General features: G+C 72.5%; 19 protein-coding genes and 2 pseudogenes. 14 read left to right on the top strand and 7 right to left on the bottom strand.

The features are described from left to right. The first annotated feature begins 5 nt into the window (after nt 1-5). Both ADK55_RS27025 and ADK55_RS40775 read left to right on the top strand, forming a co-directional pair. Nucleotides 6-359, top strand: coding sequence for a GNAT family N-acetyltransferase (locus ADK55_RS27025; RefSeq protein WP_053682422.1), 354 nt, complete (start codon nt 6-8; stop codon nt 357-359). Beyond that, nucleotides 356-1,300, top strand: coding sequence for an arylsulfatase (locus ADK55_RS40775; protein ID WP_323178925.1), 945 nt, complete (start codon nt 356-358; stop codon nt 1,298-1,300). Before ADK55_RS27025 ends, ADK55_RS40775 begins: the two co-directional genes overlap by 4 nt. 132 nt (nt 1,301-1,432) lie before the next feature. Here ADK55_RS40775 and gndA read toward each other — a convergent pair whose 3' ends face one another. Next, nucleotides 1,433-2,878 carry an NADP-dependent phosphogluconate dehydrogenase gene (gene gndA / locus ADK55_RS27035; RefSeq protein WP_053682423.1) on the bottom strand — a complete coding sequence of 482 codons (1,446 nt, stop codon included), beginning with the start codon at nt 2,876-2,878 and terminating at the stop codon, nt 1,433-1,435. 183 nt (nt 2,879-3,061) lie between these two features. Between gndA and ADK55_RS27040 the strand changes: the two genes are divergently transcribed. Then, nucleotides 3,062-4,363, top strand: a complete 1,302-nt coding sequence (locus ADK55_RS27040; RefSeq protein WP_053682424.1) for a transglycosylase family protein — start codon at nt 3,062-3,064, stop codon at nt 4,361-4,363. A gap of 27 nt (nt 4,364-4,390) precedes the next feature. Here the strand turns inward: ADK55_RS27040 and ADK55_RS39295 are convergent. Beyond that, nucleotides 4,391-5,200 (bottom strand): annotated as a pseudogene (locus ADK55_RS39295) (DMT family transporter); the annotation flags it as partial. 293 nt (nt 5,201-5,493) lie between these two features. Here ADK55_RS39295 and ADK55_RS27050 point away from each other — a divergent pair. The 3 genes from ADK55_RS27050 to ADK55_RS27055 all read left to right on the top strand — a co-directional run bounded on the left by ADK55_RS27050 (nt 5,494) and on the right by ADK55_RS27055 (nt 9,008). Beyond that, nucleotides 5,494-6,957 carry an SDR family oxidoreductase gene (locus tag ADK55_RS27050; protein ID WP_053682426.1) on the top strand — a complete coding sequence of 488 codons (1,464 nt, stop codon included), beginning with the start codon at nt 5,494-5,496 and terminating at the stop codon, nt 6,955-6,957. 677 nt (nt 6,958-7,634) lie between these two features. Beyond that, on the top strand, nt 7,635-7,811 hold the full coding sequence (locus ADK55_RS38800) for a hypothetical protein (protein ID WP_159041562.1): 177 nt from the start codon (nt 7,635-7,637) through the stop codon (nt 7,809-7,811). A 213-nt stretch (nt 7,812-8,024) separates the two neighbouring features. Beyond that, a complete protein-coding gene (locus ADK55_RS27055; protein WP_053682427.1) occupies nt 8,025-9,008 on the top strand; it encodes an NAD-dependent epimerase/dehydratase family protein in 984 nt (327 codons plus the stop codon). On the opposite strand, the gene ADK55_RS27060 is transcribed toward ADK55_RS27055, so the two are convergent. Beyond that, nucleotides 8,994-10,433 carry a lipase maturation factor family protein gene (locus ADK55_RS27060; protein WP_053682428.1) on the bottom strand — a complete coding sequence of 480 codons (1,440 nt, stop codon included), beginning with the start codon at nt 10,431-10,433 and terminating at the stop codon, nt 8,994-8,996. The two genes, ADK55_RS27055 and ADK55_RS27060, sit on opposite strands and share 15 nt — an antisense overlap. A 163-nt stretch (nt 10,434-10,596) precedes the next feature. On the opposite strand from ADK55_RS27060, the gene ADK55_RS40550 reads away from it, so the two are divergent. The 4 genes from ADK55_RS40550 (at nt 10,597) to ADK55_RS27080 (ending at nt 15,284) form a co-directional block, all read left to right on the top strand. Then, a complete protein-coding gene (locus ADK55_RS40550) occupies nt 10,597-11,841 on the top strand; it encodes a DUF6777 domain-containing protein (protein ID WP_053682429.1) in 1,245 nt (414 codons plus the stop codon). A gap of 7 nt (nt 11,842-11,848) precedes the next feature. Then, complete coding sequence (locus ADK55_RS27070) at nt 11,849-13,912, top strand: SpoIIE family protein phosphatase (protein WP_053682430.1); 2,064 nt, start codon at nt 11,849-11,851, stop codon at nt 13,910-13,912. 79 nt (nt 13,913-13,991) lie between these two features. After that, complete coding sequence (locus ADK55_RS27075; RefSeq protein ID WP_053682431.1) at nt 13,992-14,852, top strand: Fpg/Nei family DNA glycosylase; 861 nt, start codon at nt 13,992-13,994, stop codon at nt 14,850-14,852. 39 nt (nt 14,853-14,891) lie between these two features. Then, the gene (locus ADK55_RS27080; protein ID WP_053682432.1) at nt 14,892-15,284 is read left to right on the top strand and encodes a hypothetical protein; all 393 of its coding nucleotides are present in this window, start codon (nt 14,892-14,894) and stop codon (nt 15,282-15,284) included. A gap of 29 nt (nt 15,285-15,313) precedes the next feature. Here the strand turns inward: ADK55_RS27080 and ADK55_RS27085 are convergent, their stop codons facing one another. Both ADK55_RS27085 and ADK55_RS27090 read right to left on the bottom strand, forming a co-directional pair. Next, nucleotides 15,314-15,778 (bottom strand): hypothetical protein, encoded by a 465-nt coding sequence (locus ADK55_RS27085; protein ID WP_053682444.1) that lies wholly within the window; start codon nt 15,776-15,778, stop codon nt 15,314-15,316. Nucleotides 15,779-16,024: 246 nt separating this feature from the next. Continuing rightward, nucleotides 16,025-16,558 (bottom strand): sigma-70 family RNA polymerase sigma factor, encoded by a 534-nt coding sequence (locus tag ADK55_RS27090; protein ID WP_053682433.1) that lies wholly within the window; start codon nt 16,556-16,558, stop codon nt 16,025-16,027. A gap of 289 nt (nt 16,559-16,847) precedes the next feature. Here ADK55_RS27090 and ADK55_RS27095 point away from each other — a divergent pair, with 289 nt between their 5' ends. After that, nucleotides 16,848-18,074 carry a CapA family protein gene (locus ADK55_RS27095; protein WP_053682434.1) on the top strand — a complete coding sequence of 409 codons (1,227 nt, stop codon included), beginning with the start codon at nt 16,848-16,850 and terminating at the stop codon, nt 18,072-18,074. Between the two features lie 64 nt (nt 18,075-18,138). Here the strand turns inward: ADK55_RS27095 and ADK55_RS27100 are convergent, their stop codons facing one another. Continuing rightward, on the bottom strand, nt 18,139-18,600 hold the full coding sequence (locus ADK55_RS27100) for a universal stress protein (protein ID WP_053682435.1): 462 nt from the start codon (nt 18,598-18,600) through the stop codon (nt 18,139-18,141). A gap of 60 nt (nt 18,601-18,660) precedes the next feature. Here ADK55_RS27100 and lysX point away from each other — a divergent pair, with 60 nt between their 5' ends. Next, nucleotides 18,661-21,963, top strand: a complete 3,303-nt coding sequence (gene lysX, locus ADK55_RS27105) for a bifunctional lysylphosphatidylglycerol synthetase/lysine--tRNA ligase LysX (protein WP_053682436.1) — start codon at nt 18,661-18,663, stop codon at nt 21,961-21,963. A gap of 94 nt (nt 21,964-22,057) precedes the next feature. After that, complete coding sequence (locus ADK55_RS27110) at nt 22,058-22,945, top strand: polysaccharide deacetylase family protein (RefSeq protein WP_053682437.1); 888 nt, start codon at nt 22,058-22,060, stop codon at nt 22,943-22,945. Nucleotides 22,946-22,988: 43 nt separating this feature from the next. Here ADK55_RS27110 and ADK55_RS27115 read toward each other — a convergent pair. Next, nucleotides 22,989-23,662 (bottom strand): annotated as a pseudogene (locus tag ADK55_RS27115) (class F sortase). Nucleotides 23,663-24,014: 352 nt separating this feature from the next. On the opposite strand from ADK55_RS27115, the gene ADK55_RS27120 reads away from it, so the two are divergent. Further along, entirely contained in the window at nt 24,015-24,527 is a 513-nt protein-coding gene (locus tag ADK55_RS27120) for a hypothetical protein (protein ID WP_053682438.1), read from the top strand. Nucleotides 24,528-24,559 lie beyond the last annotated feature (32 nt).

The raw sequence follows: 24,559 nt of genomic DNA on the forward strand, positions 1-24,559 counted from the left end.
GAACCATGGCGGACGAGCCGACGATCGTGTTCGAGGACGACCGAGAGGCCGGGCGGTTGCTCGCCGTCGAGGAAGGGGTCGCGGTCGGCTTCATCGCCTACTTCGTCCTCGCGGAGGAACCCCACGCCCTGGTGGCGGTCCACACGATCGTCGAGCCCGGGCACGAAGGGCGGGGCATCGCGGGGCGTCTGGTGGAGACCTTCCACACGATCGCCGCGGCCGAGGGGGTGCCCGTGGTGCCGCTCTGCCCGTATGCCGCGAGTTGGGCCGCCAAACACCCCGACCTGGCGCCCGTGGCCCCGGCGGAGGTCGTGGCGGCGGCCGAGGCGCAGCTCGCCTCGGATTCCGACCTGTGGTGACGGACGCCTCCGCGGCGGCCCACGCGGCCTTGACGCTGCTGCACACGTCCGCGACGCACGTCCCGGTCTTCGACGCGCTGCGCGATCGGGATCACCCGGGCGCCGTCCTACGGCACCTGGTGGTGCCGGAGTTGCTGGACCGGGCCCGCGCGGAGGGCCCGGAGGCGGTGGCGCCGGCGGTCCGGGAACTGCTCGGCGGGTGCTCCGGCCCCGTGCTGGTCACCTGTTCGACGATCGGTGCGGTCGTGGAGGCGCAGGCCGGGCCGCTGGGGGTCGCGTTGTTCCGGGTGGACCGGCCGATGGCCGCCGAGGCGGTCCGGATCGGCGGCCGGATCACCGTACTGGCCTCGTTGGAGTCCACGCTGGCTCCGACCGCGGGGCTGCTGGCCGAGGAGGCGGGGACGCGCGAGGTGTCGGTTCGGACACGGGTGGTCGCCGGAGCCTGGGACCGGTTCGCGGCCGGTGACGAAGCCGGCTCCCTCGCCCTGGTGGCCGAGGCGATCGACGCCGTCACGGACACGGACGTCATCCTCCTCGCCCAGGGCTCGATGGCCGGCGCCGCGGCATCGGCCACGACCCTGATCCCGGTCCTGACGGGCCCCGCCCGGGGCCTGGCCGCCGCGCTCGGCCGTCAGTCGGTACGTGCGTCCGCCGGTCGGCCGTCCTCCGGGGGGCGTACCGCAGGGGTTCCGGGGAAGGTGGGACACATGGTGCGAATCGAAGAGCAGACCCAGCCTCCGGTCCCCGGCCCCGACCCGCAGCCCCCGGTGCCGGGACCCGATCCGACGCCGGGGCCCCGCCCCTTCCCGGACCCCGAGCCGCCCACGCCGCGGCCGGCGCCGCCCGTACCCGGACCGGTGCCCGAGCCCGACCCGATCCCGGCGCCGCCCGGACCGGCCCCCGTGCCGCAGCCCGGCCCGCTCGGCTCGATCGGGGCCTGAGACCCGAACCCGGCCCGGTCGAGGTCCGCTCGACCGGGGTCCGGGCCGCCTCGGGCCCGCTCGGGGTCCGGTGCGCGTCGGCCCGCGCGCCGTGCGGCAGTGGGGGGTGGACGGTCTCCCGTCAGCGGTGCGTCAGTCCGTGCGGACCTCGGAGCGGTCGCCGCTCCAGAGGGTGTGGAACGAGCCCTCCCGGTCGGTGCGCCGGTAGGTGTGCGCCCCGAAGAAGTCCCGCTGGCCCTGGGTCAGGGCGGCGGGCAGCCGCTCCGCCCGCAGGGCGTCGTAGTACGCCAGCGAGGCCGCGAACGCCGGCGCCGGGATGCCCTGGCGGACCGCCGCGACCAGCACCTCCCGCCAGTCGTCCTGCGCCGCGCCGATCTCCTGGGCGAACTCCGGGTTCGCGAGCAGGCTCGGCAGCGCGGGCTCGGCGTCGTACGCGGCACGGATCCGGTCCAGGAACGCCGCCCGGATGATGCAGCCGCCGCGCCACAGCGAGGCCACCGCGCCCAGGTCCACGTTCCAGTCGTACTCGGCGCTGCCCGCCTGGATCTGGTGGAAGCCCTGCGTGTACGAGACGATCTTCGAGGCGTACAGGGCCTGCTCGACCTGGGCCGCGAAGGCGTCGGCGGCGGCCCCGGAGAGCGGCGTGGCCGAGGGGCCCGCCAGGTCGCGCGAGGCCTTGCGCAGGTCACCGTGACCGGACACGGCGCGGGCGAAGACCGCCTCGGCGATCCCCGAGACCGGCACGCCCAGGTCGAGGGCGATCTGTACGGTCCAGCGCCCCGTGCCCTTCTGCTCGGCGGCGTCGGCCACGACGTCCACGAACGGCCGTCCGGTCGCGGCGTCGGTGTGCGCGAGGACCTCTGCCGTGATCTCGATGAGGTACGAGTCCAACCGGCCCGTGTTCCAGGTCCGGAAGGTCTCCGCGATCTTCGCGGGGGAGTAGCCGGCGACCTCGCGCAGCAGGTGGTAGGCCTCGGCGATGAGCTGCATGTCGGCGTACTCGATGCCGTTGTGCACCATCTTCACGAAGTGCCCGGCGCCGTCGGGGCCGATGTGCGAGACGCAGGGGGTGCCGTCGGCGGCCTTCGCCGAGATCTTCTCCAGCAGCGGGCCGAGGGAGGTGTACGACTCGGCCGGGCCGCCCGGCATGATGCTCGGGCCGAGCAGCGCGCCCTCCTCGCCGCCCGAGATGCCGGCGCCCACGAAGTGGATGCCCTGCTCGCGCAGCTCGCGTTCGCGGCGGCGCGTGTCCTCGAAGTGGGCGTTGCCGCCGTCGATGATCACGTCGCCCTCCTCCAGGAGCTCGGCGAACTCGCGGATCACGGCATCGGTGGGCTCGCCGGCCTTCACCATGACGATCAGGCGGCGGGGTCGTTCCAGCGCGTCGACGAACTCCTTCGCGGACTCGGCCGCGACGAAGGAGCCCTCGTGCCCGAACTCCTCCACCAGGGCATGGGTCTTCGCGGCGGTGCGGTTGTGGACGGCGACGGTGAATCCGTTGCGGGCGAAGTTCCGGGCCAGGTTGCTGCCCATCACCGCGAGCCCGGTGACACCGATCTGGGCGGTGCTGCTGCTCATGCGTGCGCTCCTGCGTGCCTCGATGTGCGGGGAACCCCGACGCTACATCGACCGGGATGTGAGAGCTCGTCCGTTGTGCACTGATTCTCAACTTCACCTTGAGGCAGGCTGGTTGTGATACTTGCCGGGCGACTCGTGTCGCCGCTACCTTGTGCCCTTCCTGATGTCTCCAAGGGGGCTCCCATGGGCGTACGGGGCCGGCACCGCCGGTACCAGCCGAGCAGCATCAACCGGGCCTCGCTCGTCGTCACCGCCGGTGGCGCCGGGATCGCGCTCCCTCTCGTCGGAGCCGGGTCCGCCCATGCCGCCTCGGTGGAGACCTGGAACAAGGTCGCCACCTGCGAATCGACCAACAACTGGCAGATCAACACCGGCAACGGGTACTACGGCGGGCTCCAGTTCAGCCAGAGCACCTGGCGGGCCTTCGGCGGGACCGCCTACGCCCCCCGCGCCGACCTGGCCACCAAGGCCCAGCAGATCGCCGTCGCGGAGAAGGTCCTCAAGGGGCAGGGGCCGCAGGCCTGGCCCTCGTGCGGACCGGCCGCCGGACTCAGCCGCAGCGGCCCGGCGCCCGCCGTCACCCCGCACCCGCAGTCCACGAAGCCGCAGCCGGCGAAGGCCCGGACCCCCGCGCCCCAGCCCGTGAAGGTGCAGGTCACCGCCAAGCTCCCGCAGGACGGGGCCGCGACGCCGAAGACCGCGCCGCGTCCGACCGGCACCTCCGTGCTCCCGAACCCGTACGTCGTCGCCCCCGGGGACTCCCTGTCGGCCATCGCCACCGACCAGCACGTCGAGGGCGGCTGGCAGGCGCTGTACGAGACCAACCGGGCCACCGTCGGAGCCGACCCGAACCTGATCCTGCCCGGCCAGCGCCTCACCCTGCGGATCACGGCCGCACCGCCGGCGCGGAATCCGGAGAAGCCGCCGCGCACCGCGAAGCCGGTCAAGCCGGTGGCCCCGGCCGCGCCGAAGCCCGAGCAGAGCAAGCCCGCCCCGAAGGCGAAGCCGAAGCCCACGCCGGAGCAGAGCAAGCCCGCCCCGAAGACCGAGGCGGCCTCAGCGAAGCAGCAGACCTCCTCGGGCGGCTTCTTCGCGCCCGTCGACGCCGGACTCGGCACCGCCTACCGCGTCGCGGGCTCCTCCTGGTCCAGCGGCTACCACACGGGCGTCGACTTCCCGGTGCCCACCGGTACCAGCGTCAAGGCGGTCGGTTCCGGCACCGTGGTCTCGGCCGGCTGGTCCGGGGCCTACGGGTACGAGGTCGTGATCCGGCACGCCGACGGCCGGTACTCCCAGTACGCGCACCTGTCGGCACTCGGGGTCAGGGGCGGACAGCAGGTCTCCGGCGGCCAGCGGATCGGCCGCTCCGGCTCGACCGGCAACAGCAGCGGTCCCCACCTGCACTTCGAGATGCGCACCGGACCCGGCTACGGCTCCGACATCGACCCGCTGCGGTACCTCCGCGGGCACGGCGTCAGCATCTGACCCGCGCACGTGCGGCGGCACGGCCATGAGCAGGACGAGGCCGGCCGCCGCCACCGCGGCGCACACCGCCGCCGCCAGCGCGCCCGGCGACCCGTAGCGGAAGCCCTCGTCGAACACCGAGATTCCCACGGCCGCCGCGACCACCGGGTTGACCACGGTCACCGTCGCCAGCGGCGCCGTCAGCCCCGCCCCCCGGTAGGCGGCCTGCGACAACAGCAGCCCGCCCGCCGCCAGCGTGGCGATGGCCGCCAGGTCGGGCCACATCGCGGTCGGTGCGTCCAGGGAGAAGCCCTCCGCCACCGACTTCGTGAACACCGAGGCCATGCCGAAGGCCGTACCGGCCGCCGCGGCCAGCAGCACACTGCGCCGCACCGCCCGGCGCGTGCGGCGCGCCGTCAGGAACAGCACCGCCATGGACGCACCCGCGACCGCCAGCAGCAGGGTTCGACCCCCGTGCGTCAACGCCTGCTCCGCCCGGCCCTCGCCGCCGGTCAGGGCCAACAGCCCCGCCAGGCCGACCGTGGCGAGCACCGCTCCGCGCCACGCCGCCGCGCCCGCCCGGCGATGGACGAGGACGGCCGCCATCGGGAGCGCGAAGACGATGGTCAGGGCTCCGAGCGGCTGCACCAGGCTGAGCGGTCCGTACGCCAACGCCACCACGTGCAACAGCGCGCCGAGCGCGTTCAGCCCGACCGCGAACCACCAACCGGCCCGGCGCAGGGGCGCGTAGGACCGGTTCGGCGAGCCCGCCGCCACCTGCTCCTGGACGATGGCGCCGCCCGCGTACGCGACGGCGGACACCAGGCAGAGCAGAACGGACACCGCGAAGGCACTCATGAATTCCACAATGCCCGACCCGGGTGCCCTATTCCTCCCCCCAGAGGAGCCTCCGGAGGGCTTCGAGTCATCCTCTCGGCATACTCCGGTGGTACTACGGGACGGCCGGACAGACGGATTCCGGCCACGCCGTCGATCAACGTCGAACCCCTCCCCACCGTGACGGGCCACTCGCGGTGCGTGAGGTGCCCGGGCACGGGTTTGTCCCCGGGCGCGTCGCCTCCGTACAGTGGCCCTTTTGGGACCTCCGCAGCAGGCGGACGCGGACGAGTGATCAAGGAACGGCAGCGGCCATGACGGTGACCGAAGACAACCACGCATACGGGCCGGGCATCGACCCCGAGCGGCTGGCCCTCGTCCTCAACGTGCTCGGTGAGCTCGACAAGCTCGACGTCGACCACCCCGACGCCATCACCGTACGCCGTGCCACCGCCGGCCTCTACCGCACGGTCAAGCAGCGTCGCCGCCAGGACCGCCGCGCCGCCAAGACCGCCAACGACAAGGCCGTCACCGAGGCGACCGCGACCGGCTCCGCCGAGCGCATCGACGACGAGACCCAGGGCAACGCCCTGACCGCCGCCACCAAGGGTCCGATCGCCGGAATACTCCAGCGTCCGCGCTCCTGCTACATCTGCAAGACCCGCTACGTCGAGGTCGACGCCTTCTACCACCAGCTCTGCCAGGGCTGCGCCGCCTTCAACCGCGCCCGCCGCGACGCCCGCACCGACCTGACCGGCCGCCGCGCCCTGCTCACCGGTGGCCGCGCCAAGATCGGCATGTACATCGCGCTGCGGCTGCTGCGCGACGGCGCGCACACCACCATCACCACCCGCTTCCCGAGCGACGCGATCCGCCGCTTCAAGGCCATGCCCGACAGCTCCGAGTGGCTGCACCGCCTGAAGATCGTCGGCATCGACCTGCGCGACCCGGCCCAGGTCGTCGCGCTCGCCGACTCGGTCGCCGCCGAGGGCCCGCTCGACATCCTGATCAACAACGCCGCGCAGACCGTGCGCCGCTCCCCGGGCGCCTACAGCGAACTCGTCGCCGCCGAGAACGCCCCGCTCCCGGCCGGCGAGCTGCCCACCTCCGAGGTCATCGGCACCTTCGGCAGCGGCACCGTCGACCGGGTCGCCGCCCTGCCCACCGGCAAGGGCGAGAAGCTCAGCGCGCAGGACGTCACCGAGCTGGCGCTGGTCTCCGGCTCCGCCTCCCTGGAGCGGATCGCCGCCGGCACGGCCATCGACGCCGGTGGCCTGGTCCCCGACCTGCACGACACCAACAGCTGGATCCAGACGGTGTCCGAGGTGGACCCGATCGAGCTGCTCGAAGTGCAGCTGTGCAACTCCACGGCGCCGTTCATCCTGATCAGCAGGCTCCGGCCGGCGATGGCCGCCGCCGAGGCCGGCCGCAGGTACGTCGTCAACGTCTCCGCGATGGAGGGCGTGTTCAGCCGCGGCTACAAGGGCGCCGGCCACCCGCACACCAACATGGCCAAGGCCGCGCTGAACATGCTGACGCGGACCAGCGCGCAGGAGATGTTCCAGAAGGACCAGATCCTGATGACCGCGGTGGACACCGGCTGGATCACCGACGAGCGGCCCCACCCGGACAAGGTCCGGCTCGCCGAGGAGGGCTTCCACGCCCCGCTCGACCTGGTGGACGGCGCGGCCCGCGTGTACGACCCGATCGTGCGCGGCGAGGCGGGCGAGGACCTGTTCGGCGTCTTCCTCAAGGACTACGCCCCCGCCAACTGGTAGGCCTTCCCCTCCTCACCCGCTCGCCCGTGCCGACTCCGGCCGGGCGAGCGGTGTTTCCTCCCCGGGGCGCGGCCCCGGAGTGCCGGGGCGCGCGTGCGGCTCTGCCGGGCGCGGGGTCCCCGCGTCCTCCTTTCGGGTGAGGCCGCGAGCGCGTGGTGCCTCCCGCCGGCTGCCTCGTACGTGTCCGTCCCGATGACGCGGGCCGCCGCTCGGCCGTCACCCGCTCGGCCCAACGCCCCGCCCCGCCCCTCATGCCCCCGGCGCGTCCCGTCCTGCCCCCTGCGGCCCGCGCGGGTCGTCCCGCTCCGTCGGGACACGGCCGTCGTGTCGGTGGTGGAACTCGCGCGGGTGGACCCGGTCGCCGTTACGGTCGGGATTGCCGCCGGCACCCCGGCAGGCTCAACCGACCCCCACTGCGCGCCTTCTCGTACGTCGTACAGCCCACTCCGGTGAACCGCCGGCGTCCGACGTACTGAACTCGGGGCGAAAACAAGTGATCCGGAGTGGATTTTACCGTTCCATCGAGCGGGACCCCGCTCATATGTGTACTCTGATCGGCATGGAGGCCTCACCCGGGCCCCGCTCCACCAAGGCGCCACCGCGTCCGGAAAACCTTTATTTCCCTATCTCCGGCGCGCGATCAGCCCGCTGGGTTACGCGACACAAGGGAGTTCGCGGTGACTGAAATGACCAAGCCCGACCCATCGCTGGAGCGAACCGTCCGAGCGGTGAAGGGGAAGACCCGGTCCGACGAACTCGGAAGCCTCGAAGTGTGGGCGCGTTCCGCCCCCATCCGGCTGGCGGGTTACGAGGACGACCTGGCCGAACCGCACATCCTCCCCGGCATCGACTAGAGCCGCCGGCCCCTCCTGGGCCCCCGACCTGCGCCCCCGCGCCACACCACGGCGACGGGGGCGAGGCATGCGCCCCTCGGCCCCGACAGGGCCCCGCCGCGACTCCGACACCGGTCCGTGCGACCGGAGTTCCCGATTCGCGTACGCCCTGGGCGTCATCGCCGAGAGCGATCACGGGTTCCGCGCCGGCCACCCGCCGGGCAGGCTCATTCCATGAAACTACTGATGCTGGGTGGCACCGAATTCGTCGGACGCGCGATCACCGAGGACGCCCTCGCCCGGGGCTGGGAGGTGACCGTCTTCCACCGCGGGCACCACGCACCCCCGCCCGGGGTCCGCGCCGTGCACGGGGACCGCACCTCCGTCGAGGGCCTGGCCGGCCTCGCCGACGGTGAGTGGGACCTCGTCGTCGACACGTGGAGCGGCGCGCCCACCGCCGTGCGCGACGTCGCCCGCCTGCTGGCCGACCGCGTCGGGCGGTACGTCTACATATCCAGCCGCTCGGTGTACGCCTACCCGGCCCCGGCCGGCCTCGACGAGGACGGCCCGCTGATCGAGGGCTCGGCCGACGCCGAATCCATCGCCTACGCCGAGGACAAGCGCGGCGGCGAACTCGCCGCCCTCGACGCCTTCGGCGACCGCGCCCTGCTGGTGCGCGCCGGCCTGATCATCGGCCCGTACGAGAACGTCGGCCGACTGCCCTGGTGGCTCAACCGCGCCGCCCGCGGTGGTCCGATGGTGGCCCCCGGACCACGTGGGCACCGGCTCCAGTACATCGATGTGCGCGACCTCGCGGCCTGGACCCTGGACGCCGCCGAGGCCGGGCGCGGCGGCCCCTACAACCTGGTCTCCCCGGTCGGCCACGCCACGATGGAGGAGCTCCTGGAAGCGTGCCTCGCCGCCACCGGCGGGAACGCCGAGCTGCGCTGGATCGACCCGGCCGCGATCGAGGCGGCGGGCGTCCAGCCGTGGACCGAACTGCCGATCTGGCTTCCCGAGGGCGGCGAACTGCACGCGTACATGAGCGGCGACGTGACCAAGGCGGTGGAGGCGGGGCTCGTGTGCCGCCCCGTCGCCGAGACCGCCGCCGACACCTGGGCCTGGCTCCGATCCCTCGAAGGCGACGCCCCGCTACGCCCCGACCGCTCGGCCAAGGGGATCTCCCCGGAGCAGGAGGCGACGCTACTCGGGCTCTGACCGGGAGGTCTCCGCGAGGCGGGTGGGCGGCAGGTACTCGCGCAGCAAGGTGCGGTGCCACCACGCGCCCGTCTCACGGAGCTCCCGCCAGGTCGTGAACCGGTAGCGGTAGAGCCTGGCCCGCACATGCACCGGAGGGGCGTCCGGGAAGGGGTTGTGCCGCAGCAGCCGCAGCGTGTCCCGGTCACCGGCCAGCAGGCGCTCGACGAACGGCCCGAACCAGTCCCGCGCGTAGCCGGGGGAGAGCGCCGCGAACCACATCAGCCAGTCCAGGCGCAGGTGGTACGGGGCGAACTGGCGGGGCATCCGGCCCGGCGCGCCCGGCTTGCCCCTGAACTCGTAGGCGCGCCAGTCGCCGTCCTCACGCGGCACCCGGTCCGCGCTCCCCTCCACCACCACCTCGTCCCGGACGCGCCCCACCGTGCCGAACGCCCCGTACGTGTTGACCAGGTGCAGGGAGTCGAAGGAGCGGTTCATCGCCTGGCGGCGGGAGGCCATGTTGGCCACCGGGTGCCGGCTGAGCCAGAGCATCAGGGCGCTCACCGCGCACACCAGCACCACGAACCAGAGCGGCGCCCCGCGCGAGGCGGCCTCCGGCGGCGGGCCCGCGAGCCCCGTGAAGTCGATCGCCGACAGCGCGATGGTGATCGTGATCCAGTTCAGCCACGCGAAATTGCCCGACAGGACCAACCACGCCTGGGTGGCCACGACGATCGCGGCGGCGTACGAGGCCACCGGCTGCGGAGTGAAGAGCAGTACCGGGACCACGAGCTGGGTCACGTGGTTCGCCGCGCACTCCACGCGGTGCAGCGGCTTCGGAAGGTGGTGGAAGAACCAGCTCAGCGGCCCGGGCATCGGCTGGGTCTCGTGGTGGTGGTAGAGACAGGTGAGCTTCCGCCAGCAGGGGTCGCCCCGCATCTTGATCAGCCCGGCCCCGAACTCCACCCGGAAGAGGACCCACCTCAGCAGCCACAGCACGAGCACCGGTGGCCCGATCCGGGCGTTGCCGAGAAAGACCGCGAGGAACCCCACCTCCAGCAGCAGCGACTCCCAGCCGAAGGCGTACCAGGTCTGTCCCACGTTCACGATCGACAGGTACAGCAACCAGGGAACGGCCCACATGGCCATCGCCGCCCCCAGCGGCACCAGGTCCCCGACGCCGGCGGCGAGCGCGGCCGCGAACACCGCCCCCGTCCACGCGCATCCGGCGAACAGGCCGTCGGAGTAGCGCAGTTGGAACAGGCTCGGGGCGCGCCGGAAGGGCACGTGCCGCACGTGTCGCGGCACGGGCAGCATGCCGTGCGCCCCGATCAGCGCCCGGAACTGCAGGGCCGCCCCGACGAAGGCGAGGAGGTACACCCCGGCCAGGGCCCGCTGGAAGACCAGCCGGCCCAGCCAGTAGTCGGGCGCCGTGAACCAGTCCATCCCCTCCAGTATCGGGCGCCGGGGCGGACCGCGCCGGTCAGTGGAGGCGTATGCGCGCTCGGAGAGGCTGTGACCACACGAGTTCCTTGAACGCGTTCAAGATGCGGCCCCGGGAGAGATGCGGCAGACAAGGAGGAGCAACCGGGGCGAAAGGAAGAAACACGTGAGCGACGGGCCCGACGTGCACGCACCGACACACCGTCACCATCCACACCGTCAGACACCACGCCGTCACACACCGGCCAGAGCGCCCCTCTTCGCGCTCGTCGGCCTGCTCGGGCTGCTCGCCACGGCCTGCGGCACGACCGAGGAGCCCCGGGCCGCGGCGGCCGGCCCCGAGAGCCAGGAGGTCCACCTCCAGCCGGTCGGCACGGCCGGCCCCGACCCGTTCACCAACTCCTCCGCCACCGCCGAGTCCGCCCCCGTCCAGCCGCCGCTCCCCAACGCGTCCGGCCAGGGCATCCGCACCGTCAACGCCGCCACCCCGGGCCTGTACGGCGGAACCCAGCGGCTCGGCAGCTGCGACGTCGAACAGCAGGTCGGCTTCCTCACCGGGGACGATGCCAAGGCCGGTGCCTTCGCCCGCGCCTCCGGCATCGAACAGGCGAGGCTCCCCGAGTACCTGCGCGGCCTCACCCCGGTGGTGCTGCGCGCCGACGCCCGCGTGACCAGCCACGGCCTGCGCGACGGCCGCGAGAAGAGCTTCCAGTCCGTGCTCCAGGCCGGGACGGCCGTCCTCGTGGACAACCACGGCATGCCCCGGGTGCGCTGCGCCTGCGGCAATCCCCTGGGCGCGCCGCGCGCCCCCAAGGGGAGCCCGGTGCTCAAGGGCGACGCGTGGAACGGCTACCAGGCGAACCAGGTGATCGTCATCGAGCCCACCGCCCAGGTGCTGGGCAGACTCACCATTGTCAACATCGCCAACAACACCTGGATCGAGCGGACGAGCGGCGACGACGGAGCCCAGGACAGGACTCCGCAGGCGGTGCCCCCCTACGATCCTTCGGACGGCATCCCGAACGGTCCCGTCACCTCCGCCGAGCCGTCCCCCGGGGAGTCGGCACCCCCCGGGGCGCCGTCCGACGGCCCCTCCGGCCCGCCCGCGGACGTTCCCGACGGTCTTCCCCCGGGCGTCCCGAGCGGGCAGCCGCAGGAGGTACCGTCCGGCCCGGCGGCAGGGGTGCCCTCCGAGGTCCCGCCCGGCGTACCGCCCGGTCAGCCGTCGGACATCCCCCCGGACCCCTTCACGGAGCCGATGCCCGTCGACCCGGGGTCGCCGAACGGTGACCCGGGGTTGCCGACCGGACCGGACGCGGCGCCGGACCAGGTGGATCCGTACGGCCCGGGCACCGTCCCCGACGTCGGGCAGCAGCCCTCGGACCCGGGCGGGCAACTGGAGAGCGCCTGACCCGCCGGTGTGTCATGGTGGATCGGTGCCGACCACCGTATCGCTGCCGGACGACTGGCCCGCACACCCGGACCGGTCGCTCTCGCTGAACCGCATGGGCAGTTTCGACTGGGACCTGGTCACCGGGCTCATGCATCTGGACGCAGCGGCCCTCGACGTCTTCGACACGGACCCCGCCGCGTACGACGGACGCCCCGCGTCCCTGTCGCCGCGCGTTCCGGCAGCGGAGGCGACCCGGCTCGACGCCCTCGTGTCCAGTGCCCTCAAGAGCGGGGTGGACAGTTACGGCGCCTACTTCCGCATCCGCTGCCGCGACGGCCGGCTGCGCTGGACGCACACGCAGGGCCGGGTCATGCGCGGCGCGGACGGGCGGCCGCACCGGATCATCGGCATCGTCCGCGACGCGACCGAGGAGCTCAGCCACTCGGCCGAGCGCCTCGGTCTGGACGAGGAACGCCGCCGTCAGACGTCCGTCGTGGAGAGCACCACGGCCGCCCTCGCCCACGCGCGCACCGTTCGGGACGTCATCGACGTCATCGGTGACGCCCACGGCCTGGAGCGGCTCGGCTCGATGGGCATGGTGATGGGCCTCGTCGAGGCGGGCCGCATCCACCTGGTGGCCGAAGGGCCCGTGGGCAGTTTCGTGCCGGGCACCCGTTACACCCGCATCGACGAGGCGTACCCGATGAGCGAGGTCGTCCGCTCGCTCGAACCGCGCTTCCTCGACTCCGCGGAGGAATTCGCCGAGGGCTATCCGGAGCTCTGGGCCAAGATCTCGTACATGGACATCTCGGCCGCCGCGTATCTGCCGCTGATCGCCCAGGCCCGCCCGATCGGCGCCATCGGACTCCTCTACCAGGACAAGGACGGCTTCACCCAGGACGAACGCAATCTGCTGGTCGCCCTGGGCAGCAGCATCGCGCAGAGCCTCCAGCGGGCCATGTTGCTGGAACAGGAACACGACCTGGCGGAGGGCCTTCAGCAGGCCATGCTGCCGCGCCGCATCCCGTCCGTCCCCGGCGTCGACATCGAGGTCCGCTACCGCTCCGCCCGGATGGGCCAGGACATCGGCGGCGACTGGTACGACGTCATCCCGCTGCCGGGCGGCAAGGTGGGCGCGGTCATCGGGGACGTGCAGGGCCACGACACCCACGCGGCGGCGGTCATGGGACAGCTGCGGATCGTGCTGCGCGCCTACGCGGCCGAGGGGCACTCGCCGGCCACGGTGATGGCCCGGGCGTCCGTCTTCCTCCACGAACTGGACACCGACCGGTTCGCCACCTGCCTGTACGCCGAGGTCGACCTGGCCACGGGCGTGCTCCAACTGGTCCGGGCCGGCCACATCGACCCCCTGCTGCGCACCCGGGACGGGGACTGCCTGCGGCTGCCGGTGGAGGGCGGGATGCCGCTCGGGCTGTCGGCGGAGTTCGGCAGGCTGGAGTACGGCGTCACCACGGTGGAACTCGATCCCGGGGAAACGCTTCTGCTCTGCACCGACGGGCTCGTCGAGGAACCCGGCGCCGACCTCGACGACGGCATCCGACTCCTCACCACCCTGATCCGCAAAGGACCGGCCGACCTGGGGGAGCTGGCCGACCGGCTCTGCGAGGTCGTCGACGAGCGGGGTGGCAACGACGACATGGCCCTCCTGTTGCTGCGACGCCAGCCGGACGAGACCCCACAGGTCGGCGGACGTCTCCAGCAGCACGTGGCCCCCGGCGACCCCGAGGCGCTGGTCGCCGCCCGCCACATGATCGGCGCGGCGGTTCGGGCCTGGGGGGCCCGGGGCCGGTCCGACGAGATCGAACTGGTCGCGGACGAGTTGATCGTCAACGCCCTGATGCACACGGACGGACCGGCCATCGTGACGCTGCGGATCCTGGCCGGTTCGCAACGACGCCTGCGGGTGGAGGTCGAGGACCGCTCCAGCGCGCTGCCGAGGCGTCGCGAGGCGGGCGACTCCGGGGTGTCGGGGCGAGGCCTGATGCTGGTGGACCGGCTCGCGGACGTGTGGGGCGTGGAGCCGCGGGGGAGCGGCAAGTGCGTGTGGTGCGAGTTCGTCATGGGGTAGGCGAGGCGTCCGGAGCGCATGCCGAGTCCCGAGCGCATGCCGAGTCGCGCCGTCGGGGAGCCGGCGGCAGGCTGGGAGGATGCCAGAACTGCCCGAGGTCGAGGCTCTGCGGGAGTTCCTCGACGAGCACCTCGACGGACGGGTCGTCGAACGCGTCCTGCCGCTCGCCGTCAGCGTGCTCAAGACGTACGACCCCCCGCTCACCGCCCTCGAAGGCCACTCGATCGGGCCCACCGCGCGGTACGGGAAGTTCCTGGCCCTGCGCGTCGGCGAGCTCCACCTCGTCACCCATCTGGCCCGGGCCGGATGGCTGCGCTGGCAGGACGCCATGCCCGAGCAGCCGCCGCGTCCCGGGAAGGGCCCGCTCGCCCTGCGTCTCCTGCTGGAGGGCGGCGGCGGCTTCGACCTCACGGAGGCGGGCACGCAGAAGCGGCTCGCGGTGTACGTGGTCCGCGATCCGCAGGAGGTTCCCGGCATCGCCCGGCTCGGGCCGGACCCGCTGGCCGAGGGCTTCGACCGGGACGCCTTCGCCGCGCTGCTGGCGGGGGAGCGGCGGCAGATCAAGGGGGTGCTGCGCGACCAGGGCGTCATCGCCGGCATCGGGAACGCGTACAGCGACGAGATCCTCCACGCGGCCCGCGTCTCGCCGTTCAAACTGGCCGCCTCCTTCGACGAGCCGCAGGTGACCTCCCTGTACGAGGCCGTCCAGAGCACCTTGCGCGAGGCGGTGGCCCGGGCCCACGGGGTGGCCGCCGGGCGGCTGAAGGCCGAGAAGAAGAGCGGCCTGCGCGTGCACGGCCGGACGGGGGAGCCCTGTCCGGTGTGCGGCGACACGGTGCGCTCGGTGTCCTTCGCCGATTCCTCGCTCCAGTACTGCCCCACCTGCCAGACGGGCGGCAAGCCACTCGCCGACCGGAGGCTGTCCCGGCTCCTGAAATAGCCTTCTCCCGCCGCGACCGGCTGCGTAGAATCCGCCACCATGGCCGAGCACCAGCCGCCGCCCCGGCGGGAGACCGTCACGGGGGTGCCGCGCGGCGCCCGCCGCAGGCCGCCACACACGCCGGCGCGATCCGAGATCTCGGAGCAGACCACCCTCGGGGCCACCTACGTACGCGCCCTGATGCGCAGCCAACTCCGCTCCGGGCTGGGTGCGTTGGCCGCTCTCCTGCTCCTGGTGGCGACGCTGCCGCTGCTGTTCCTGCTGCCGCACGTGGGCTCGGGGCCGCTGGTCTGGGTGGTGCTCGGTCTGCTCGTGTACCCGGTGATGTGGCTGATCGCCCGGTGGTACGTGACGCGGGCCGAGCGGAACGAGGCCGACTTCACCGGGCTGGTCACGGATCCCGCGGAGGCCCCGGGGCGCCGCCCGGGGTAGTCCCCGCGGCGCGCGCTCCCCGTCGCACCTCAGAACAGGTGCATCGCCAAGTGTCCCAACGGCAGGCCCAGTTGCCAGGCCGGGGTCCAGATGCGGGCGTTCTCGTCCAACCCCGGGGGCATCTCCTCGGGCTCGCTCCGGTCGGGTTCGAGGTTGGTTGCGAACAGCTCGGTGCGGTCCAGCCACCGCCATGCGGCGTGGGCCAGCTCCAGGTCGGCGTTCGCGCCGCCGTCGTGCGCCCGGTCCTCCTCGCCGAGTTGCAGGAAGCGGGTCTCCACCCAGTCACGCCAAGGGTGTCCGTACGCCGTCAGTGACATCCACTCGTCGAGTTGGGACACCACGCGGATCCCGGAGAGTTCGCCGGCGGCGTCCGAGAGGTAGATGGTCAGCGCGAGCGTGTCGCGTCCCGCGCGGAACTCCTGTGTTCCGGCCGGGATCAGCCGGCCCGTGCGCAGCAGCTCGTCCGCGATGTACTCCGCGTAGAGCCATGCCATGGGCACCGCCAGCCCACCGCCACTGGTGCCGTTCAAACCCTCGGGCTGCACCGTTCCACCCTCTCCCGCGTGTCGAGCGTCCCGTCGTCAGCCCTGAGCCTTCACCGAGCGACTCGCGGAGCGGGGGATGTTTACTCAACTTGAACGCTCTGATGCCGATTTCGATGTGCTTCATGTCCGATCCATGCGCATTCGAGACATTCGTTGAGCGGGTTCATGGACGGCTCTCCACCCGGTCGGGGTCGCTCAGGCGCCGAGTCCGTACCCCTGGAGCCCCTTCCTCAGGGCGCGCAGGGCGTAGTACGTGCGGGATTTGACGGTGCCGGCCGGAATTCCGAGTTCCGCCGCGGCCTCGGCCACCGACCGGTCCTGGAAGTAGACCTGCATCAAGACCTCGCGGTGCTCCGGCCCCAGGCTGCCGACAGCGCGCCGCACGTCGATCGCCGTGACCGAGCCGGCCACCGCGTCCACGGGCGCCGGCGCCTGCTCCAGGCCGTCCGGCTCCACCTCCTGAGGCCGCGACAGCCTGGCCCGGCGCGCGTCGATCGCCAGTCGCCGGGCGACGGTGAAGAGCCAGGGCCGCATGGAGTCGTGGCTGCTCGCCAGTACCTCGGGGTGCTGCCAGACCCGTACGAGGGTCTCCTGCACGAGGTCCTCGGCACGTTGCGCGTCCCCGGCGGTGAGGCCGAGCAGGAAACCGAACAGAGCCCGCCCGTGGTCGCGCTGGAGTTCGGCCAGCGCCTCGGGATCCGTGCGCCGGAGGGTGGGGGAGGTTGGCACGAGTGGCTCCTTCCGAGGTTCGCCGGCGTCCGCTGGGGAGCCCGCTCGGGTCCGACGAACTCACCCTGACCTGCGCGGAGCCGCCCCGGAACCGTCCTGCGCCGCCGATGCGCCCAAGCACCCGGGTCGTCCGGTGGGCGGCCCCGCCGGACGGTGAACGGTCGAACGGCGCGGCGAACGGCCATCGGGGTGAGCCGGCGGGCGACGGGCGGCGCCGCTCCTTGACAGGGGGCGCCTTCTTCTATGAATTCAGATCATCGGATAGTCCTACTAATGAGAGTTGGGGCAGATGACCACGCGCACCCGCCGGGCCCTCGCGCTGTTGTCCGCGGTCCTGCTGTCGGCCGCCGTCGCGGGCTGCTCCACCTCCGAGCGAACCGCCCCCGCCCGACTGGCGCCGTCCCAGAGCCCCCCACCGTCCAAGGCCGGCGGCGCCCCCGCGGCCGCCGCCGGGGCCCCCGCGAGGGGGTTCACCCTGGTGGCGACCGGCGACGTACTGCCCCACACCTCCGTCATCCGGCAGGGGGCGGTGGACGCGGGCGGCGACGGGCACGATTTCAAGCCGTTGTTCGCAGGCGTCAAACCGGTCGTCTCGGCGGCCGACCTGGCCCTCTGCCACATGGAGACGATCTACGGCGAGGAGGGCGGGCCCTTCAGCGGTTACCCCGCCTTCAAGTCGCCGCCCGAGATCGCCGACGCGCTGAGGGACGCGGGCTACGACGGCTGCTCCACCGCGTCGAACCACACCCTGGACGACGGGGAGGAGGGGCTGGAACGCACCCTCGACCGCTTCGACAAGGTCGGCCTGGGACACGCCGGTTCGGCCCGAACGGCCGCCGAGGCCGCCAGGACCAGGCTGTACACCGCGGGCACCGCCAAGGTCGCCCATCTGGCGTACACCTTCGACACCAACGGCTATCCGATGCCCGAGGGCAAGCCGTGGGCGGTCAACCTGCTCGAATCCAAGAAGATCGTCGCGGACGCGCGGGCGGCCCGGAAGGCGGGCGCGGACGTGGTGCTGGTCAGTACGCACTGGGGCACGGAATGGCAGACCGAGCCCGACGAGAGGCAGTTGTCCCTGGGCAGGGAACTCACGGCGTCGCAGACGGCCGGACGGCCGGACATCGACCTGGTCCTCGGCACCCACGCGCACATCCCACAGGCCTACGAGAAGGTCAACGGGACCTGGATCGTCTACGGCATGGGCGACCAGGTGGCGGGCGAGATGTACAACCACGAGGGAGACCGCGACCTGCGCGGCAGCTACAGCTCCATCGGCCGCTTCACCTTCGCCCCGCCCGCCGCGGCCGGTCAGCGCTGGCAGGTCACGAAAGCCGAGTTCATCCCACAGCTCATGGACAACGACGAGGGCAGGGTCGTCAACCTCGTCGACGCCCTGGCCGGACCGTCGGACCGGGACGACCACCGCACCGCGCACGAGGCCATCACCGAGGCCGTCCTCAGCCGAGGCGCCGCCAAGGACGGCCTGCAAGCGGTGACGCGGCCGACCCGCTGAGGCGCACGACCCGGTACCGCGGCCGACCCGGTGACCGGGTCCGGACGGGGGCGAAGCGGTCGGGCTACGGCACGACGGTGACGGGCCAGCGGCCCGCCTTGACCAACCGGACCGCCACCGAGCCGATGATCCGGTGACCGGCCTGCTCGGAGGCGCCGACCACCACCGCGTCCGCCGTCAGCTCCTCCGCGGCGCTCACCAGGCCCGCGTACGGGTCCCCGCGGAACGTGTGGAACTGCCAGCGCACCTCGAAGATGCCCTTGAGCCGTTCCGCCGAAGCGCGGATCTCCGCGACGATGCCCTCGGCGATCTCCCCGGTCGCATCCGCCACCGGGGCGCCCAGCGAGGCACCGGCCTGCATCACCGGCTGGACGTACACCAACGCCAGCAGCGCGTTCTGCCGCCGGGCCAGCCCCGCCGCGTACGCCGCCGCCCGGAGTGAGGACTCCGACCCGTCGACCCCGGCAAGGATCACCTTCGGGCCGTCCGTACCGCGCTCGAATCCCGTGTTCACGTGCTCTGTCACGCCTCCGAGGCTAGCCGCCTCGCCGCGCGGACCGGCACGGGCCTCCCTACAGTGCGAACCATGAGTGCCACCGTGGAGGAGACGCGCGGAACCCGGAACCGCTTCCTCAACCGGGTTCCCGACGCGTTCGGAGCGTTCTTCGGGACGCTCGGCCTGTTCTGTGCCCTGCTGGCGCTCTCCCCGACGCTGCGCCGACTCCTGCGGCACGTCACGCGCTTCCTCGACGAGTACGTGGTGCCCGTCAGCGAGAACCTCGCGTACGCCGTCTTCCTCTTCCTGCTCGCCGCCGCCCTCGGCATGCGCAAGCGGGTCGCGTGGTGGATCGTCGTCACCTATCTGGCCCTGCTGATCCTCGTCGACGTCCTGATCATCGCGGACGGGGACTACCAGGTCGGCGGCATCTCGATGGGCATCTCCGTCGCGGCCCTCGTCGTCCTCATCGCCGCCCGCAACGAGTTCTACGCCGCCTCCCGACCCGGCGCCCTGTGGCGGGCCCTGCTCGTACTGGGCCTCGGACTGCTCGCCGCCGTCCTCCTCGGCTGGGGCCTGGTCGCGCTGTTCCCCGGCACCCTGCCCCAGGGGCAGTGGCTCGACTGGGCCGCCAAGCAGGTGTTCGGCGGACTCTTCTCCGCCCGCCAGTTCGACGGCCGCCCGCCCCGCCCCCTCTACTTCCTGCTCGGCCTGTTCGGCGCCCTCGCCCTGCTGAACGCGGCAGCCACCCTCTTCCGCTCCCAGCGGCTGACCGCCGCCCTCCACGGCGACGAGGAGGCCCGCATCCGCGCCCTCCTCGGCGCGTACGGACGCGCCGACTCCCTCGGCTACTTCGCCACCCGCCGGGACAAGGCCGTCGTGTTCGCCCCCAGCGGCAAGGCCGCCGTGACCTACCGCGTGGAGGCGGGCGTCTGCCTCGCCAGCGGCGACCCGGTCGGCGACCCCGCCGCCTGGACCCCGGCCATCAACGCCTGGCTGGCGGTCGCCGGCCGCTACGGCTGGCAGCCCGCCGTCATGGGCGCCTCCGAGGACGGGGCGACCGCGTACGCCCGCTCCGGGCTCGGCGCCCTGCAACTCGGCGACGAGGCCATCCTGCAAGTGGCCCACTTCGACCTCGACGGCCGCGACATGCGCGTCACCCGGCAGGCCGTCAACCGGGTCCGGCGCGCGGGCGCCACGACACTCATCCGCCGCCACTCCGCCCTCTCCGAGGACGAGATGCAGATGATCGTCGACCGGGCCGACACCTGGCGCGACACCGAGACCGAACGCGGCTTCTCGATGGCCCTGGACCGGCTCGGAGACGCCGCCGACGGAGACTGCCTGCTGGTCGAGGCCCTCGACGACAAGGGCGAGCTGATCGCCCTGCTGTCCTTCGTCCCCTGGGGCAAGGACGGCATCTCCCTCGACCTGATGCGCCGCGACCGCTCCGCGCCCAACGGGGTCATGGAGTTCATGGTCGCCCAACTGTGCGCCGCCGCGCCCGGCCTGGGAGTACGCCGCATCTCCCTGAACTTCGCCGTCTTCCGGTCCGCGTTCGAGGAGGGCGGCAGGATCGGCGCCGGCCCGATCCTGCGGCTGTGGCGCAAACTGCTGCTGTTCTTCTCGCGCTGGTGGCAGCTGGAGGCCCTGTACCGCTCGAACGTCAAGTACGGCCCCGAGTGGTACCCCCGGTTCCTCTGCTACCAGGACGCCGGCTCGCTCGCCCGGGTCAGCCTCGCCTCCGGCATCGCCGAGGGCTTCGTCTCCGTACCGCGCATGCGCACCCTGTGGGGCAACGGCCACCCCAAGGGCCTCACCGCCCCGTCCAGCACCGCGGGTCTGCCCTCCATCGACTCCCTCGGACTGGAATCGGTGGGGGAGCCCGGCCGGGGCGCCCCGGTCGAACGACTGCCCGAGCAGGTGCGGGTCCGCCACGCCAAGCTGGACCGGATCCGGGCCGCCGGCACCGACCCCTACCCGGTCGGCATCCGACAGCGCACCCACACCGTCGCACAGCTGAAGGCCGCCCACCCCGGCTACCCGCCCGGAGCCCGGACCGGCGAGGAGGTGACCCTCGCCGGTCGCCTCATGGTGGTACGCGACCTCGGCGGCGTGGTCTTCGCCGTGCTGCGCGACTGGACCGGCGACACCCAGCTGATGTTCACGCGGGACGAGGCCGGAGCGGAGGTACTGGACTCCTTCACCTCCCAGGTCGACTTCGGCGACCAGGTCGTGGTCTCCGGTGAGGTCGGCACCAGCAGGACCGGCGAGCTGTCCGTCGTGGTCGCCTCCTGGCAGCTCACCGGCAAATGCCTGCGCCCGCTGCCCGACAAGCGCAAGGGTCTCGCCGACCCCGAGGCGCGCGTGCGCCGGCGCTACCTCGACCTCATCTCCGGCCCGGAGGCCCGGGACGTCGTACGCGCCCGCTCCAGCGCGGTCCAGGCCCTGCGCCAGGGGCTGCTGGACCGCGGCTACCTGGAGGTCGAGACCCCGATGCTCCAGCAGATCCACGGCGGGGCGAACGCCCGGCCGTTCCGCACCCACATCAACGCCTACGACCTCGACCTGTACCTGCGCATCGCGCCCGAGCTGTACCTGAAGCGGCTCTGCGTCGGCGGCATGGAGAAGGTCTTCGAGATGGGCCGCACCTTCCGCAACGAGGGCGTCTCCTACAAACACAACCCCGAGTTCACGATGCTGGAGGCGTACCAGGCGTTCGCCGACTACGACGTGATGCTCGACCTCACCCGCGAACTCATCCAGGGCGCCGCCACCGCCGCCTACGGCTCGCCCATCGCCCACAAGGCGGACGCCGACGGCAAGCTCGTCGTCCACGACATCTCCGGGACCTGGCCGGTCAAGACGATGTACGGGGCGATCGGCGAGGCACTCGGCGAGGAGGTCGACGCCGACACCGAGGAACACGTGCTGCGCCGGCTGTGCGACCGGGCGTCGGTACCGCACACCCCCGAAAACACCCGCGGCGACGTGGTTCTGGAGATGTACGAGCGGCTGGTGGAGGAGCGGACCAAGCTCCCCACCTTCTACAAGGACTTCCCCACCGACGTCTCCCCGCTGACCCGACAGCACCGCAAGGACCCCAGACTCGCCGAACGCTGGGACCTGGTGGCCTTCGGCACCGAACTGGGCACCGCCTACTCGGAACTCACCGACCCCGTGGAACAGCGCCGCCGACTCACCGAACAGTCGCTGTTGGCCGCGGGCGGCGACCCGGAGGCGATGGAACTCGACAACGACTTCCTGGACGCGCTGGAGTACGCGATGCCGCCGACCGGGGGCCTGGGGATCGGCGTCGACCGACTCGTCATGTTCCTCACGGGTCTGACGATCCGGGAGACGCTTCCGTTCCCGCTGGTGCGCCGCGGTTGACCGGTCCGGACGCGGCTGGTCCGTGCGGGTGAGGGGGAGGAAGTGCTCCCGCGCCTCTCGACATCTTCGACGATGTCGTTGATACGTAGTAAGAATGAAAAATGACGAACCGACAGTAGGGCGACGCGTGCTCCTGCGCAGCGCCGTCTTCCTCGGAGTCGCCGCCGCTTCCGGGCTGCTGACCGGGGGCGAGACCGACACACAGGTCCCGAGAACCGCCGGCCCGGCCCCGGCCGCCGGCCCCGGACCCGCCGGAGGTCCGCCCGCCCGCCTGCCCCAGGGCCCGCCCCCCACCTCGTACCGGCTGGCCCCGATGACCTCCGAATCACCCGTGCGTCCGGCCGCGGCGAAGCCCGCCGTCCGCACCCGACCCATCGAGGGACTGCCGGCCGACCCGAGCACGGCCGGCGCCATGGTGCTCACCTTCGACGACGGCCCCGACCCCCGCTACACCCCCGGGATCCTCGACACCCTCGCCCGGTACCACGTCCGCGCCATGTTCTTCGTCTGCGGGGAGATGGCCACCGACAACCGCGACCTGATGCGCCGCATGGTCGCCGAGGGACACGTCATCGGCAATCACACCTGGACCCACCCGCTGATCCCCCAACTCACCCGACCCGCCCTCGCCTCCGAGATCGGACGCACGAGCGACGTCGTACAACAAGCGGTGGGCGAGGCACCCCAGTGGTTCCGGGCGCCGTACGGGGCGTGGAACAGGGCCGCCTTCGAGATCGGCGCCGAACTGGGCATGGAGCCGCTGGCCTGGACCGTGGACTCCCTGGACTGGACGGAGCCCGGCACCACGACCATCGTCTCCCGCGTCCTCAAGGGCGCCGGATCCGGGGTGATCGTGCTGAACCACGACGCGGGCGGAGACCGCGCGCAGAGCGTCCAGGCACTCGCCACCTACCTGCCCCAACTGCTGTCGCGGGGCTACCGGATGACCCTGCCGACGCTGCCCGCGTCGCCGCCGCGCTGAGGATCCCCTGCGCGGCGGCGACGTACCGACGCCGATCGACCGCTCAGCGGGCCTCCACCATCCGGGCGAAGACGACCACGTTGCCGTCGTAGCCCCGAGCCTTCGAGTAGCCGCCGCCACAGGTGATCACCCGGAGTTCCGCGTGCCCGGTGTCCCCGTACACCCGGGCTCCGGGAAAGGCGTCCTTGGAGAACACCTCCACGCCGTACACCTCGAACACGGCCGTGCGCCCGTCGTACCGCTCCACCTCGACGCGGCTGCCCTTGCGGACCGAACCCAGACCGTAGAAAACGGCCGGACCCTGCGCGTTGTCCACGTGACCCACGATCACGGCGGACCCGCGCTGGCCCGGCGAGATCCCGTTGAGGTACCAGCCGGCGAGGTTCGGATGTTCGGATCCGCCGGCGGCGGGGCGTCGATCCAGCCCGTCGCGTCCAGCCCGACCGTCATCACCGGCGCGTCCACGCTGATCCCGGGGATCCGGATGCGTTGGACCGACGAGTGCTCCAACACCTCCATGTCCGCGGGCGGCGCGGGTGGTGCTGCCGGCAGTCGATCGGTATGCGCCCCGACCGCCGCCGCGGCGGCGGGCTGTGGCGGCCCGTCCTCGAAGTCCACGCCGTTGCGCATCATGGCGAGGCCGGTGAGCAGGACCAGCGCGAGCGCACCCCAGGGGGAGTACCTCCTCGGTCGCTGCTCACTTTCGTCCTCGGTCATGGCTCTCCCTTCCCGACGCGGGGGTCCCGACCCGCGTTCCAGTCCCTCCCCGGTACGCCCTTCTTCACGCACGCTAAGGGTGCACGCGCGGGACGGCGATCGGGGAAGGGCGAACGGGTGGTGCCGCCGGACGGGGTGCGGCCATCCAGGTAATCGTCACATAAATGCCTGACGGGTCGTGACCTGCGGATCCGTCAGATGAGATGCCCGCGCTTCGGCGTGTCGCTCAACCGGGCGGCCCAAAGCCGGAAATGCGCTGGTTGCGAGCCGACCCGAGGGTTCGTGATGGGAGGCGTTCTCGTCGATCTTCCCGGGCGACCGCTCCGGGGCGCTTCCCGCTGGAGGTTCCACCATGCGTGCTTCTCGCGCTCTTGCCGTGACCGCCGCGGCGTTCGCCGTCGTCGGTCTCGGGATTCCGTTCGCTTCGGCGAACCCGGCAGGCGGGCCGCCATCAGGCGGCGGCAACGGCCCAAGCAACGTCACGGTCAATCCGTACTCCGTCCACCAGGGCTCCACGATGCAGGTCAGCGCGGCCGGCTGCGGCCACGGTGGCACGGTCTGGTCGCACGGCAACTTTCCGCAGACGAACCTGTCGGCCGGTTCCATCGGGTTCGCGACCGTCCGCATCTTCAATCACGCGTCCCCCGGCCACCAGACGCTGTCCGTCAAGTGCCACGACAACAGCCTGGTGGCCACGCACCGCTTCACGATCCTCGACGGGCGCGGTGCGCAAGGCGGCCTGGGCGGCTCCTTCGGCCCGTCCGCCACCGAGACCGCCATCGGCGCGGGGCTGATCAGCGCCGCCGCCCTCGGGGCCGGCGTCCACGTGATGCGCCGTCGCCGTCCCCTCGCCGGCCGGGCCTGACAGGCCGCCGACCTCCCCGGTCGTCCCGGAAC

This window comes from Streptomyces sp. WM4235 (assembly GCF_001279725.1).
Lineage (GTDB): Bacteria > Actinomycetota > Actinomycetes > Streptomycetales > Streptomycetaceae > Streptomyces.

Coding starts and splice junctions, on each gene's coding strand:
- gndA (WP_053682423.1), bottom strand. CDS start 2,878: ATGAGCAGCAGCACCGCCCAGATCGGTGTCACCGGGCTCGCGGTGATG.
- ADK55_RS27095 (WP_053682434.1), top strand. CDS start 16,848: ATGACCACGCGCACCCGCCGGGCCCTCGCGCTGTTGTCCGCGGTCCTG.
- ADK55_RS27110 (WP_053682437.1), top strand. CDS start 22,058: ATGAAAAATGACGAACCGACAGTAGGGCGACGCGTGCTCCTGCGCAGC.
- ADK55_RS27085 (WP_053682444.1), bottom strand. CDS start 15,778: ATGGCATGGCTCTACGCGGAGTACATCGCGGACGAGCTGCTGCGCACG.
- ADK55_RS27080 (WP_053682432.1), top strand. CDS start 14,892: ATGGCCGAGCACCAGCCGCCGCCCCGGCGGGAGACCGTCACGGGGGTG.
- ADK55_RS27055 (WP_053682427.1), top strand. CDS start 8,025: ATGAAACTACTGATGCTGGGTGGCACCGAATTCGTCGGACGCGCGATC.
- lysX (WP_053682436.1), top strand. CDS start 18,661: ATGAGTGCCACCGTGGAGGAGACGCGCGGAACCCGGAACCGCTTCCTC.
- ADK55_RS27050 (WP_053682426.1), top strand. CDS start 5,494: ATGACGGTGACCGAAGACAACCACGCATACGGGCCGGGCATCGACCCC.
- ADK55_RS27025 (WP_053682422.1), top strand. CDS start 6: ATGGCGGACGAGCCGACGATCGTGTTCGAGGACGACCGAGAGGCCGGG.
- ADK55_RS27040 (WP_053682424.1), top strand. CDS start 3,062: ATGGGCGTACGGGGCCGGCACCGCCGGTACCAGCCGAGCAGCATCAAC.
- ADK55_RS27060 (WP_053682428.1), bottom strand. CDS start 10,433: ATGGACTGGTTCACGGCGCCCGACTACTGGCTGGGCCGGCTGGTCTTC.
- ADK55_RS27120 (WP_053682438.1), top strand. CDS start 24,015: ATGCGTGCTTCTCGCGCTCTTGCCGTGACCGCCGCGGCGTTCGCCGTC.
- ADK55_RS27075 (WP_053682431.1), top strand. CDS start 13,992: ATGCCAGAACTGCCCGAGGTCGAGGCTCTGCGGGAGTTCCTCGACGAG.